This window comes from Bradyrhizobium sp. UFLA05-89 (genome assembly GCF_059803475.1).
This window is the reverse complement of the sequence record NZ_JBANBA010000101.1, coordinates 22,979-34,950: the sequence shown is the minus strand read 5'-3', so window position 1 is coordinate 34,950 and position 11,972 is coordinate 22,979. Positions and strand designations below refer to the sequence as shown.

Genomic DNA, 11,972 nt, shown 5'->3' with positions numbered 1-11,972 from the left:
CATCTCACGCTTCCCATCGGGACCAGGTCGGAGCGTTTCGGGGAAGACGGCGATCAGAAATTAACACCGAGGGCAACATAGCGGAGTTCTGAGCTCACTTGCTCATTCGATCTCCATCCGCACGGCGCTCCGGAAATCGTGCTGAAATTCCTCGGACGACATACCGCGACTGGCCGTCCGGATTCCGAGTCAGGGAATCTACGGAACTGAGCCTGGGGCGAGCAGCTCAAGGCTCGACTTCGTTGGTCTGGCCGCTCGGCCGAGGCGGGGTGGGCCGCTGCGCGTACTCTCGACGCGGATCACTGCGTTCACGCACGGCCTGGCGTTCGGACGGGTCGCGGCCGGCCTTGGATTGCAGCTCCAACAAATCGGTGAACACGTCGGCCTGACGGCGGAGCTCATCGGCGATCATCGGTGGCTGCGTGCCAATCGTCGAGACCACCGTGACACGGACGCCGCGGCGCTGCACCGCTGCTATCAGAGCGCGGAAATCGCCGTCGCCCGAGAACAGCACCAGCTCATCGACTTTTCCGGCAAGCTCCATGGCGTCGACCGCGAGCTCGATGTTCATGTTGGCCTTGATCTTGCGGCGCCCGGACGAGTCGATGAATTCCTTAGTCGCCTTTGTCACGACGCTATAGCCGTTGTATTCGAGCCAATCGACCAGCGGTCGGATCGAGGAGAACTCCTGGTCCTCGATAATTGCCGTGTAGTAGAAGGCGCGGAGCAGCGTGCCCCGGCCCTGAAACTCCGTCAGGAGGCGCTTGTAGTCGATGTCGAAGCCGAGCACCTTGGCCGTGGCGTATAGGTTGGCGCCGTCGATGAAAAGGGCGATCCTGCTTGGCGCGGGCGACATCCTGCATAACCCGACTTGTCTCAAATGCGGAACATTTCCGCACGCGCCCCATTTACCGATCGATCCGAATTCGAAGTCGGTGCGGTCTTGACGCCGCCCGCTCGGCCCCTGAGCGACGTTGCGTCCGAGCCCCGACAGGGGAGAGGCTATCTTCGATTTTTTGAGCTTTCAAAAGCTTTTTCATGAACTTTGAATGCGCAGCAAGGACGATCGAAGTCCGGAGCCGAGGAAGGCGATGCCCGACGACCTGCCGCTCTTCGAGATTCATCTGAGACCACGCCGTCGAACGTGCAGGTGGTATCTCTGCACGACCGATGGGCGGCCGCTCATGCACGGATTGGAAGGCAGCAGGGCCGCCGCCAAGTACCACGCCTATCGAGCGCTGTTTCTGATGTTGGTCGCCTCGGCCCATGGATCGACCGCGCCGGGCCGCCGCGCCAAGAGTCCTGTACGTCGAAGCCGCACAGGGGCCGACTAGCGCCGGCCCAGCCGTGGCGACCGGGAAAACGATCAGCCATAGGGATGGCCCTTCATGGCATTCGGCTGAAGATCAAGATCGACAAGGACGACCTGCCGGAGGCGTCCAGTTGCCGGACTAAAATTGTTTACCCATCTCCTTGCGAAAATTTCACATTACCCCTTGAAACTTTCACGCGGCTTCCAAATTTTTTTGTCGCCGCAGACGCGGTCAGGGTGCCTTAGGGCCCTGCAAGGCGGGCGCCGGTCAGGTGTCCGGTGCCGGCTCGTACCCATCTTGCTCTGAGGAGGATTTGGCTATGAGGTATGATTGGACTCCCCTGTGGAGGTCGACCATCGGTTTCGACCGCCTTTTCGACGTTCTCGACGAGGTCCAGAGGACCGCCGAAGAGACCTATCCCCCCTACAACATCGAACGCTTCGACGAGAACCGCTTCCAGATCTCGGTGGCGCTCGCCGGCTTCTCGCCGGATGAGGTCGCGCTCACGGTCGAGCAGAACGTGCTGACCTTGGAAGGCCACAAAGCCGAGAAGGAGGAGAAGACCTTCCTGCATCGCGGCATCTCGGCGCGCAACTTCAAGCGGCAGTTCACGCTTGCAGACCACGTCGAGGTCAAGGGCGCCAAGTTCGAGAACGGCCTGCTCGTCATCGATCTGGTGCGGGAGATCCCCGAGGCGATGAAGCCGCGTCGCATTGACATCAACGGCGCGACCTCGGGCAACGTCAAGCAGATCGAATCCAAGGCGGCCTGATCGGCCTGCGACGTACACGATCGACGCCGCCGCGCGATGTCACGCGGCGGCACCGGTAACTCGTCCAAATCAGGAGGCGACCATGCGGCCGACGACCGCGATCGACGACAACGTATTCGATTTCGATTACCTGCTTCATCCCGGGACAAGGTTTGAACACCCGCGGGATGTGGTCTCTCATCCGGGCCTCAGCCTCGGCGAGAAGCGCGCAATTTTAGCTTCATGGGCCTCGGATGCATCGGCGATCGCATCCTGCCCCTCCATACGGGCTCCGGAAGGGCTGAAGGCCCCCGTCACCATCGACGACATTTTCGAGGCGCTGCGCGAACTCGACGGCGGCCCGCACCAGCCGCCCGGCGGCAAGCCGATGCGCCTTCGCTTGACCGAGCGCTGTGCGGCGGCTTGAACGGGCGAGGGAGGACGTCATGGACAATTCGCACGTACAGCACGGAATCGGCGAGCCTTCCCAGCAGGCTGTCGCCCGAGCGCTCCGGCCCCAGGTACAGGCGTGGATCGAGGCCAGACACGACAGGCGCAGCGCGACCGACGCCCGCGTGCCGGTGGTTCGGATCAGGCGGGACGGCATTCGATGAAGCTCGTCCGTGACAAGACGGGCAAGGGCGGAGAGCGCTACGTCTGCATCAATTGCGACGACGACCCGCTGCACGACCCCGCCGCCCGCAGGTGGATCGACAGTCCGCTGAAGCCGCCGGCCAAGACATGACCTGGTTCGTGCCGGTGGCATCCGTCAGATCGGCCGTCGGTGCACATGGTGCGGACGGTTTTGCTGAGACGACGCTCAGGGGCGCCCAGCCGGTCTGTGGCCGACCAGCACGAAGCGATGTTCGTGCGCCGCGCCGGCGGCCGCATGACCGCCGAAAAGCCCTGCCAGCGTCTGGACCGCCAGTCCCCAGAGCGTTCAGATCATCGATCAGCTCTTCCGCTTGACCGCCTTCTTCGCCGGTTTTGCTTTCGCCGGCGCGCAACAGGCCACGGCGTCCGCAGCGACCAGGTTGCAGAGCTCGGGATGGCCGTCGCAGCAGTCGTTGACCAGGAATGCGATCAGGGAGCGCATGCCGTCGACGTCCGACCGGTAGATGATGGTGCGGCCCTCGCGGGACGAGCGCAGAAGGCCGGCCCGCACCAGAATCGCGAGGTGGCTCGAGAGGGTATTGTGCGGTGCGCCGATGGTGTCAGCGATTACACCGGCGGTGATGCCGACCGGTTCGTGCTTCATCAGCAGCCGGAAGATCGCCAGCCGCGTCGGCTGGGCGAGTGCAGCAAGAGCGGAGATCGCGTGAGGCTCCGTCAGACTTCCTTCGGCCGACCTCATGCTGGCGTGGCTGGCAACCGCCAGCATGGATTTCCGCATTCCGTAATCTCCGCGCGATTCGTCTAGGTGCGTCATGTTTACCCCACAGGGAAGGTGACAAGCCAGCACGTTTCGACTATTAAATATGTCGAGACGTCTCGACACATCGTACCCCCTCGATGTGAAGGGCGTGCGACAGAAGCGGGCGCTCCGGGCCGGTAGGCGTATCGGGCCGATCTCGAGGAAACAGCCGCCAGTAGGCGTACTGGCGAAGGTCGAGGAGCATTCACCATGTCGCGCTGCGATCGTATGGTCGATGTCGGCCGCCGTCGCTTCATGAGCGGGGCGGGTCTCGCCGCTGCCGGCGTTGCCGTCAGCTCAATCTCGCCATCCCCCACCCAGGCTGCGACAGCCGCCGCGAGGGTGGACTATCCCGTCAATCGCCTGGCCAACATCAAGGATCTCAAGCTCAACGAGCCTCTGAACGTCGCCTATCCGGACGACAGGGCCCCGGGCGTGCTCCTGAAGCTCGGCAAGCAAGTGCAGGGCGGGGTCGGTGCCGAAGGCGATATCGTCGGCTTCACGACGACCTGTCCGCACAAGGGCTTCACCCTCAACTACAGCGCGGCCGATCGCACCATGAACTGCCCCGGCCATTATTCCCGGTTCGACTGCGAGGCGGGCGGCCAGCAGATCTGGGGCCAGGCCACGCAGAATCTCCCGCAATACGTGCTGCGCGTCGACGACAAGGGCGACATCTACGCCGAAGGCGTGGACGAACTACTCTACGGCCGCCTTTCCAACGTGCTCTAAGGGGAGGAACGATCATGGCCTACAAGCGTCAAATCGACCGGCTCCCGATCATCCCCGCGGACGCCAAGGAGTCCAACGTAACGTGCCACTACTGCATCGTCGGATGCGGCTACAAGGCATACACCTGGTCCACCAGTAAACAGGGCGGGACGGCACCCGATCAGAACAAGTTCGGCGCCGATCTGAGCAAGCAACAGGGCGCGGAGACCGTCGCCTGGTATTCGCCTTCGATGTACAACATCGTGCGCCAGAACGGGCAGGATGTGCACATCGTCATCAAGCCCGATAAGGACTGCGTCGTGAATTCGGGCTTGGGCTCGATCCGCGGCGCGCGCATGGCGGAGATGAGCTACTCTCAGCAGCGCAATACGCAGTTGCAGCGCCTCACGGTTCCCATGGTCTGGCGTTATGGACAGATGCAGCCAACAAGCTGGGACGATGCGCTCGACCTCGTCGCGCGCGTGACGGTCGCGGTCATGAACGACATGGGCGAAGACGGCGTGTTCGTCTCGGCGTTCGACCACGGCGGCGCCGGCGGCGGATATGAGAACACCTGGGGCACCGGCAAGCTCTACTTCGGCGCCATGAAGGTGAAGAACATCCGGATTCACAATCGGCCGGCGTACAACTCGGAAGTCCACGCCACCCGCGACATGGGCGTGGGCGAGCTCAACAACTGCTACGAAGATGCCGAGCTCGCCGACACGATCGTCGCGGTCGGCACCAACGGGCTCGAGACCCAGACCAACTACTTCCTGAATCACTGGGTCCCCAACCTGCGCGGAACCTCGCTGGACAAGAAGAAGGCCGAGTTTGGCTCAGAGCCGGTGGAGCGCGCCAAGGTCATCATCGTCGATCCGCGTCGAACGGTGACGGTCAACGCCTGCGAGGTCGAAGCCGGCAAAGACAACGTCATGCACCTGGCGATCAATTCCGGAACGGACCTCGCCTTGTTCAACGCGTGGACGATTTACATCGCGGACAAGGGTTGGCTCGACAAGGCATTCATTGACGCGTCGACGACCAACTTCGACCAGATGAAGGCCTCAAACAAAATCAGCCTGGAAGAGGCCGCGACGATTACCGGTCTTACCGCTGACGAAATCCGTAAATCCGCGGAGTGGATCGCGCAGCCCAAGGCGGCCAATGCACGTCGGCGAACCATGTTTGCGTATGAGAAGGGCCTGATCTGGGGCAACGACAATTACCGCACCAACGGCGCCCTGGTGAATGTCGCGCTCGCTACCGGCAATATCGGTCGGCCGGGCGGTGGTTGCGTGCGCATGGGTGGGCACCAGGAGGGCTACTCCCGCCCGTCCGACGCACATGTGGGACGGCCCGCCGCGTACGTCGACCAGCTCCTGATCGACGGCAAGGGCGGTGTCCATCACATCTGGGGATGCGACCACTACAAGACCACGCTAAACGCATTCAAGTTCAAGCAAGCCTACAAGAAGCGCACCGACATGGTGAAGGACGCCATGATGACGGCGCCCTATGGTGACCGACCGGCGATGATCAACGCGATCGTCGACGCGATCAAGAAGGGCGGGCTGTTTGCGGTCGACGTCGACATCGTGCCGACGAAGATCGGCGAGGCGAGCCATGTCTGGCTGCCGGCGGCGACGTCGGGGGAGGCCAATCTCACTTCGATGAACGGCGAACGCCGGATGCGGCTGACCGAGAAGTACATGGACCCGCCGGGGCAGGCGCTGCCCGATTGCCTGATCGCCGCGCGCATCGCCAACCACATGGAACGGGTGCTGCGCGAACAGGGCAAGGCCGACATTGCCGACCACTTCAAGGGCTTCGACTGGCAGACCGAAGAAGATGCCTTCATGGACGGCTATCATCAGCATGAGAAGGGCGGCGAGTTTGTCACTTATGCCCGGCTGCGCACCATGGGTACGAACGGCTTCCAGGAGCCCGCGACCGGGCTCGAGACCACGGGGCCTGTCGCCGCCGGCACCTCGACCGGCACAACGACGGGGGAGGTCCTGAAGGGGCCGGCCATCGAAGGAACGCGCGGGAAGGAGCCCGTCCAGAAAAAGGGCGCCGCAACAACAGCGGCGGTGTTGCCAGCAACGACCGGCACCGAGCGGATCCTCGGCACCAAACGGCTTTACGCCGACGGCAAGTTCAACAGCAAGGACGGCAAGGCCAGGTTCATGGAGACGCAGTGGCGCGGTTTGCAGGCGCCCGGCAAAGAAGCCGAGATGAAGAAATTCCCGTTCCTGATCAACAACGGCCGCGCCAACGTTACCTGGCAGAGCTCCTACCTCGACCAGGACAACGAGTTCGTCACGGATCGGATGCCCTATCCCTACCTCCAGATGAACCCGCAGGACATGGACGAGCTGCGGGTCAAGCAAGGCGATCTGGTCGAAGTCTACAACGACAACGGCTCGACCCAGGCCATGGTCTATCCGACGCCCACCGCCAAACCGAAGCAGACCTTCATGCTCTTCGCCCAGGCGACCGGCGTACAAGGGAACGTGGTCTCGCCCGGGGTGAACGAATTCATCATCCCGAACTACAAGCAGACGTGGGCGAATATCCGCAAACTCGCGGATGCGCCCGAGGGCGTGAAGCATCTCAGCTTCAAGCAGCTCGACTACAGAGCTTGAGGACAGCGGCCCCGACTCAGCGTCGGGGCCGACCGCTTCACAAAGCTCTATTCAAGGCGAGCCGTTCCTGCAGTTTAGCCGCTTCTTCCTTGTGTTCGCTGTACCGGTCCGTGAGGTAGGCGGAGCAATCGCGCGTCAGCAGCGTGAACTTCATCAGTTCTTCCATCACGTCGACGACGCGGTCGTAGTAAGCCGACGGTTTCATGCGGCCCGCATCGTCGAATTGTTCGTAGGCCTTCGCCACGGAAGACTGGTTCGGGATCGTGATCATGCGCATCCATCGCCCGAGCACGCGAAGCTGGTTGACCGCATTGAAGGACTGCGAGCCGCCGCTCACCTGCATGAGGGCGAGCGTCTTACCTTGGGTCGGGCGCACCGCCCCGATCGATAAGGGGATCCAGTCGATCTGAGTCTTCATGATGCCCGAGATGCTGCCATGGCGTTCCGGACTGCTCCAGACCTGTCCTTCGGACCAGGCCGACAGTTCGCGCAATTCGGGACCTTCGGGTGATCGGCCGGCGCATCGTCCGGCAGCGGCAAGCCGGAAGGGTTGAACATCCGACATTCTGCGCCGAACGCCTCCAGCAGGCGGGCCGCTTCTTCGGCGGCGAAGCGGCTGAACGAGCGCTGACGCAGAGATCCGTACAACAGCAAGATCCGCGGCTTATGCGTGGACGGTGCTGGTCGCAGACGATGCAGATCGGGAAGCGATACGGCGGACGAAGTGAGATACGGCAGGTCGGGTAGTTCAGGCATCAACGACTTCACCGTCTTCTTTCACGAACCGACCGATTTTGCCGTTGGGCAAGATCTCCAGCACGGCTTCGGACGGCCGGCAGAGCTTCACGCCTTTCGGGGCCACGACGACAGGGCGGTTGATCAGGATCGGATACTTCACCATGAAGTCGAGCAGATCGTCGTCGGTCCACTTCGGATCGGCGAGCCCTAGTTCCGCGTAGGGCGTGCCCTTCTTCCGAAGCAAGTCACGGACGGGGATTCCCATGGCCGCGATCAATTCCACCAGCTTCGCGCGGCTCGGCGGCGTCTTCAGATATTCGATGACGGTCGGCTCCTCGCCGCTTTGGCGGATCATGGCCAAAGTGTTGCGGGATGTGCCGCAATCCGGGTTGTGATAGATCGTGACGGTCATCTTTGGGTCTCCGCGATCGGCACCGGGCCGCGCGCCTTCGGCCGCCCCAGCATCCAGTTCATCAAAAGCATCCCGGCGAACGCACCGGCCAGCTCAGCGAGAATGAAGCCCGGCACGTCCACCGGGCGAATGCCCGAAAAGGTGTTCGTCAACGAGCGCGCGATCGCCACCGCCGGATTTGCGAACGAAGTCGAAGCGGTGAACCAGTAGGCGGCCGTGATGTACAAGCCGACCAGCCAGGGTACGGCTGTCCGCTGGAAGCGGATGCCCGCCAGGATCGTTGCGACCAGGCCGAAGGCAGCGACGGCCTCGGCAAACCATTGCGGCCCTCCGGTCCGAACCTTGGTCGAGAAGTCGAGCAGCGGCAGTCCGAACATCAGATGCGCGGCCACGGTTCCCGCGATGCCTCCCGCGATCTGCGCGACCACATAGAGCGCGGCCTCATCGACCGGGAGCTCGCGCTTGCCGGTGAAGACAAGGGTGACGGCCGGGTTGAAGTGTGCGCCGGAGATCGGACCGAGCACGGTGATCAGGACAACCAGGATGGCCCCGGTCGGCAAGGTATTGCAGAGAAGCGCAAGAGCGACGTCCTTGGTCAGCGTTTCGGCCATGATGCCGGAGCCGACCACGGTGGCGACCAGAATTCCTGTGCCGAGCGCTTCGGCCGCCAGGCGCCGCGAAAGGTCGAACGTGTCCATCAGCCGGCCTTCGGCGTTGGGCGTGTCGCGCCTTCGGAGCGGCCGATTTCGCGCAGCTTGGTGCCGAGCGAGAGCTTGTCGATGCTCCTCAGCGGGAGGCTCACGAAGGTATCAATCCGATTTCTGAGGTAGCGGAACGCGGTGATGAACGCGGCCTTTTTTTCCAGGTCCGTGCCTTCGGCCGCGGCGGGATCTTCGATGCCCCAGTGCGCAGTCATTGGTTGACCCGGCCAGACCGGGCAGGTCTCGCCGGCGGCGTTGTCGCAGACGGTGAAGACGAAATCCATCACCGGCGCATCGGGAGCGGCGAACTCCAACCAACTTTTGGAGCGCATGCCGTCGACGGGATAGTCTATGCTCTCGAGCGTGCGCAGCGCCATCGGGTGTACCGCGCCTTTCGGCGTGCTGCCGGCGGAGAAGGCCTGGAAGCGGCCGGCGCCGTCCTTGCGAAGGATCGACTCGGCGAGGATCGAGCGCGCCGAGTTGCCAGTACATAGGAACAGAACATTGTACATCTGGTCAGGCACGGCTTCGCTCCTTTCGCTTCGGAGTGCAGCAGGATTGCAGGCTCTCGACCACCGGCTGGCAAACTTCCGGTCGCCCGCCGCAGCAGTCCCGCAGCAGGAAAACCGCGACGTTTCGGAATTCGGTGAGGTGGGCGCGGTAGACGATCGAGCGACTGCGTCGTTCGGATGTCACCAGGCGCGCGCGGGTCAGGATCGACAGATGGGCAGAGAGCGTGTTCGGCGGGACTTCCAACAGGCGGGCGAGGTCGCCGGCCGCAAGGCCGTCAGGTTCGTGGCTCACCAGCGTCCGGAAGGCCTCCAGACGGGTCGGTTGGGACAGGGCGTCGAGCGCCAGGACGGCTTCTTCGGTTTCCATATATCCAGACTTATGGAATTATTGGGCCGGCGTCAACCCGAAACCGGGGAGCCCCCGACAGCCGGCCGCCTTTATTTCGAATATTCTAGAAGTATCGTTGACGGCGGGATCGAGCGGGCGCATAGTGCCGGCCATGAAAATTGACGATGCAGCGGCACGCTTGGAAGCGCTGGGCAACCCGACCCGGCTGAAGATCTATCGGACGCTCGTCCGCGCCGGTCACGCAGGCCTGCCGGTCGGGCGACTGCAGGAGCGGCTGAAGATCCCGGCCTCGACCTTGTCCCATCACATCAAGGGTCTCGTCGCCGTCGGCCTGGTGACTCAGCTTCGCGAAGGTACGACGCTGATCTGTCATGCCGAGTTCGACACAATGCGGGGCTTGGTGGATTTTCTGGTCGCCGAGTGCTGCGCCGACGAAGCCGAGTGTGGCGCGGCAGCGCGCCCGGCGGCATGAGTTTTTTTGAACAGTCTTTCGATGATTCTAGAAACATAGGAGAAGCGAGATGAGCGCGGGAAAGACGGTGGCGATCATCGGTGCCGGGCCGGTCGGCCTGGCGGCAGCAGCGCATATTCTCGAACGCGACATGACACCGATCGTGCTGGAGGCCGGGCCCGAAGTAGGACACTCCATACGGCAATGGCGGCACGTGCAGTTGTTCTCCCCGTGGGAGTACAGCATCGACAAGGCGGCCGCGCGCCTGCTGGCGCCGACGGGCTGGAATTTGCCAGACCCGCAGGTCTATCCCACCGGGGCCGAGCTGCTCGAACACTACATCGAGCCGCTGGCGACCAGGACAGTGCTGCGCGACATGATCCGGACGAACAGTCGCGTCACCGCCATCGGTCGCGTCGGCTTCGACAAGGCCAAGACCAAGGGCCGGGAGGCGGCGCCGTTCGAGATCCGCTACCAGAACGGCAAGGGTCCCGAGACGCTGCGCGCCGACGCCGTGATCGACGCGTCCGGGACTTGGGGCTCGCCGAACTCCGCCGGCGCCGGCGGACTGCCGGCGATCGGCGAGCGCGAGGCTGCCGCGCGGATTTCGTACGGGATGCCGGACGTCCTCGGTAAGGAGCGAGCCCGGTTTGCGGGCAAGACCGTCGCCGTTCTGGGGGCGGGGCATTCGGCCATCGGCACCCTAAGCGATCTGACAACTCTCGCTCAGCAGGCGCCGGGCACGCGGCCCATCTGGCTGCTCCGGAGCGGCAACCCCGAGAAAAGCTTTGGAGGCGGGGCGAACGACAAGCTCTCCGCCCGCGGCGAGCTCGGCGCCCACTTTGCGTCGCTTGTCGCGTCGGGCCAGGTCCAGGTCGAGGCCGGCTTTCCCGTCGCCGGCATCACGCAAGCGGATGGCCGGCTCCGGATCACGACCTCATCCGCCTGCTGCGGACGCAGCATCCTCGCGGACGAACTGGTGGTCGCGACTGGCTTCCGCCCGGACTTCAGTTTCTTGAGCGAGATCAGGCTCCGGCTCGATCCGGCGATCGAAGCGCCGGTCGCGCTCGCGCCGCTGATCGATCCAAACGAGCACTCCTGCGGCACCGTACGTCCGCACGGGGCGCGCGAACTCGAGCAGGACGATCGCGGCTTCTATCTCGCCGGCATGAAGGCCTACGGTCGCGCCCCGACCTTTCTGATGATGACGGGGTACGAACAAGTCCGTTCGATTGCGGCCGACATCGCCGGCGACAGAGAGGCCGCCGAGCGCGTCGAGCTCGAACTGCCAGAGACTGGCGTCTGCACGCGCGGCGGGGTCGAGGGCGGCGATGGCGCATCCGGATGCTGCGGCGGTCCTGCCAAGCAGGACGCCGCAGCCTGCTGCGCCGCCGATGAGGGTGCAAAGAGGGCTGGCGCCGCCGGCTGCGGATGTTCGTAATCGGCTAGGCGGGAAGATGAGCGGTCGAATCGTGGGCCTGAACGGCCGGTCGTTGATTGTCGCGATGTGTCTCGGACAGATCGGGAATTTGCTGCCGCACGTCGCTCTGTCCGCCAATCTCGCCCAGCATCTCATGCCGGCCTGGGGCCTGAGCGCCGCGGAGGGCGGCCTCATGGCGAGCGGTTATGCATTTGGCTACATGCTCGCCGTTCCGGTGCTGACGACGCTCACCGACAGGATCGACGCGCGCCTGGTGCTGCTCTGCGGATCCATCGTGAGCGGACTGGCGACGATCGCGTTCGGACTATTCGCGGAGGGTTTCTGGACCGGGACAGCCATTTGGGCCTTGGCAGGTCTCGGTTTCGCCGGGGCTTACATGCCTGGCCTCAAGGCTCTTACCGACCGCTTGCCGGCCGGCGACACGTCGCCGTCGACCGATCTTGGCGGGGCCAGGGCGCCGGCCTCGCCGCCGCGTGGCACGCTGAAGGAGCGAGCACGCCAGATGTCGCTTTACTTGGAGCCGGCGACCTA

General features: G+C 63.7%; 13 protein-coding genes and 2 pseudogenes. 8 read left to right on the top strand and 7 right to left on the bottom strand.

The features are described from left to right. Positions 1 to 226: 226 nt before the first annotated feature. Positions 227 to 856 carry a LabA-like NYN domain-containing protein gene (locus tag SO139_RS35740; RefSeq protein ID WP_474803187.1) on the bottom strand — a complete coding sequence of 210 codons (630 nt, stop codon included), beginning with the start codon at positions 854 to 856 and terminating at the stop codon, positions 227 to 229. Between the two features lie 776 nt (positions 857 to 1,632). Here SO139_RS35740 and SO139_RS35735 point away from each other — a divergent pair. The 3 genes from SO139_RS35735 (at position 1,633) to SO139_RS35725 (ending at position 2,809) form a co-directional block, all read left to right on the top strand. Then, positions 1,633 to 2,085 carry an Hsp20 family protein gene (locus SO139_RS35735; RefSeq protein ID WP_474803184.1) on the top strand — a complete coding sequence of 151 codons (453 nt, stop codon included), beginning with the start codon at positions 1,633 to 1,635 and terminating at the stop codon, positions 2,083 to 2,085. 82 nt (positions 2,086 to 2,167) lie between these two features. Continuing rightward, on the top strand, positions 2,168 to 2,491 hold the full coding sequence (locus SO139_RS35730) for a hypothetical protein (RefSeq protein WP_474803181.1): 324 nt from the start codon (positions 2,168 to 2,170) through the stop codon (positions 2,489 to 2,491). 183 nt (positions 2,492 to 2,674) lie between these two features. Next, positions 2,675 to 2,809 (top strand): hypothetical protein, encoded by a 135-nt coding sequence (locus SO139_RS35725; protein WP_474803178.1) that lies wholly within the window; start codon positions 2,675 to 2,677, stop codon positions 2,807 to 2,809. Between the two features lie 207 nt (positions 2,810 to 3,016). Here SO139_RS35725 and SO139_RS35720 read toward each other — a convergent pair whose 3' ends face one another. After that, entirely contained in the window at positions 3,017 to 3,418 is a 402-nt protein-coding gene (locus tag SO139_RS35720; protein WP_474803193.1) for an ArsR/SmtB family transcription factor, read from the bottom strand. A 270-nt stretch (positions 3,419 to 3,688) separates the two neighbouring features. On the opposite strand from SO139_RS35720, the gene SO139_RS35715 reads away from it, so the two are divergent. Both SO139_RS35715 and SO139_RS35710 read left to right on the top strand, forming a co-directional pair. Further along, on the top strand, positions 3,689 to 4,210 hold the full coding sequence (locus tag SO139_RS35715) for an arsenate reductase (azurin) small subunit (protein WP_474803175.1): 522 nt from the start codon (positions 3,689 to 3,691) through the stop codon (positions 4,208 to 4,210). A 14-nt stretch (positions 4,211 to 4,224) separates the two neighbouring features. Continuing rightward, positions 4,225 to 6,837, top strand: a complete 2,613-nt coding sequence (locus SO139_RS35710) for an arsenate reductase (azurin) large subunit (protein ID WP_498541476.1) — start codon at positions 4,225 to 4,227, stop codon at positions 6,835 to 6,837. A gap of 37 nt (positions 6,838 to 6,874) precedes the next feature. Here SO139_RS35710 and arsH read toward each other — a convergent pair. From arsH to SO139_RS35685, 5 genes and pseudogenes are all read right to left on the bottom strand, one after another. Then, positions 6,875 to 7,593, bottom strand: a pseudogene (gene arsH / locus SO139_RS35705) (arsenical resistance protein ArsH). Further along, the gene (arsC, locus tag SO139_RS35700; RefSeq protein WP_474803172.1) at positions 7,586 to 7,987 is read right to left on the bottom strand and encodes an arsenate reductase (glutaredoxin); all 402 of its coding nucleotides are present in this window, start codon (positions 7,985 to 7,987) and stop codon (positions 7,586 to 7,588) included. The pseudogene arsH and the gene arsC overlap by 8 nt, the downstream one beginning before the upstream one ends. Continuing rightward, complete coding sequence (locus SO139_RS35695; RefSeq protein WP_474803169.1) at positions 7,984 to 8,685, bottom strand: aquaporin; 702 nt, start codon at positions 8,683 to 8,685, stop codon at positions 7,984 to 7,986. Before SO139_RS35695 ends, arsC begins: the two co-directional genes overlap by 4 nt. Next, a complete protein-coding gene (locus tag SO139_RS35690; protein ID WP_474803166.1) occupies positions 8,685 to 9,212 on the bottom strand; it encodes an arsenate reductase ArsC in 528 nt (175 codons plus the stop codon). The genes SO139_RS35695 and SO139_RS35690 overlap by 1 nt, the downstream gene beginning before the upstream one ends. Further along, complete coding sequence (locus SO139_RS35685; RefSeq protein WP_498541475.1) at positions 9,205 to 9,567, bottom strand: ArsR/SmtB family transcription factor; 363 nt, start codon at positions 9,565 to 9,567, stop codon at positions 9,205 to 9,207. Before SO139_RS35685 ends, SO139_RS35690 begins: the two co-directional genes overlap by 8 nt. A gap of 133 nt (positions 9,568 to 9,700) precedes the next feature. Between SO139_RS35685 and SO139_RS35680 the strand changes: the two genes are divergently transcribed. From SO139_RS35680 to SO139_RS35670, 3 genes and pseudogenes are all read left to right on the top strand, one after another. After that, positions 9,701 to 10,021: an ArsR/SmtB family transcription factor gene (locus SO139_RS35680; RefSeq protein WP_474803161.1), complete on the top strand. Its 321-nt coding sequence runs from the start codon at positions 9,701 to 9,703 to the stop codon at positions 10,019 to 10,021. 49 nt (positions 10,022 to 10,070) lie between these two features. Continuing rightward, positions 10,071 to 11,441 (top strand): NAD(P)-binding domain-containing protein, encoded by a 1,371-nt coding sequence (locus SO139_RS35675; RefSeq protein WP_474803159.1) that lies wholly within the window; start codon positions 10,071 to 10,073, stop codon positions 11,439 to 11,441. A 64-nt stretch (positions 11,442 to 11,505) separates the two neighbouring features. After that, positions 11,506 to 11,883, top strand: a pseudogene (locus SO139_RS35670) (MFS transporter); the annotation flags it as partial. Between the last annotated feature and the right edge of the window lie 89 nt (positions 11,884 to 11,972).

What these genes read in the sequence shown, in the direction of transcription:
- SO139_RS35735 (WP_474803184.1), top strand. Translation starts at nt 1,633, where the DNA reads ATGAGGTATGATTGGACTCCCCTGTGGAGGTCGACCATCGGTTTCGAC.
- SO139_RS35675 (WP_474803159.1), top strand. Translation starts at nt 10,071, where the DNA reads ATGAGCGCGGGAAAGACGGTGGCGATCATCGGTGCCGGGCCGGTCGGC.
- SO139_RS35680 (WP_474803161.1), top strand. Translation starts at nt 9,701, where the DNA reads ATGAAAATTGACGATGCAGCGGCACGCTTGGAAGCGCTGGGCAACCCG.
- SO139_RS35715 (WP_474803175.1), top strand. Translation starts at nt 3,689, where the DNA reads ATGTCGCGCTGCGATCGTATGGTCGATGTCGGCCGCCGTCGCTTCATG.
- SO139_RS35695 (WP_474803169.1), bottom strand. Translation starts at nt 8,685, where the DNA reads ATGGACACGTTCGACCTTTCGCGGCGCCTGGCGGCCGAAGCGCTCGGC.
- SO139_RS35685 (WP_498541475.1), bottom strand. Translation starts at nt 9,567, where the DNA reads ATGGAAACCGAAGAAGCCGTCCTGGCGCTCGACGCCCTGTCCCAACCG.
- SO139_RS35720 (WP_474803193.1), bottom strand. Translation starts at nt 3,418, where the DNA reads ATGAGGTCGGCCGAAGGAAGTCTGACGGAGCCTCACGCGATCTCCGCT.
- SO139_RS35710 (WP_498541476.1), top strand. Translation starts at nt 4,225, where the DNA reads ATGGCCTACAAGCGTCAAATCGACCGGCTCCCGATCATCCCCGCGGAC.
- arsC (WP_474803172.1), bottom strand. Translation starts at nt 7,987, where the DNA reads ATGACCGTCACGATCTATCACAACCCGGATTGCGGCACATCCCGCAAC.
- SO139_RS35730 (WP_474803181.1), top strand. Translation starts at nt 2,168, where the DNA reads ATGCGGCCGACGACCGCGATCGACGACAACGTATTCGATTTCGATTAC.
- SO139_RS35725 (WP_474803178.1), top strand. Translation starts at nt 2,675, where the DNA reads ATGAAGCTCGTCCGTGACAAGACGGGCAAGGGCGGAGAGCGCTACGTC.
- SO139_RS35740 (WP_474803187.1), bottom strand. Translation starts at nt 856, where the DNA reads ATGTCGCCCGCGCCAAGCAGGATCGCCCTTTTCATCGACGGCGCCAAC.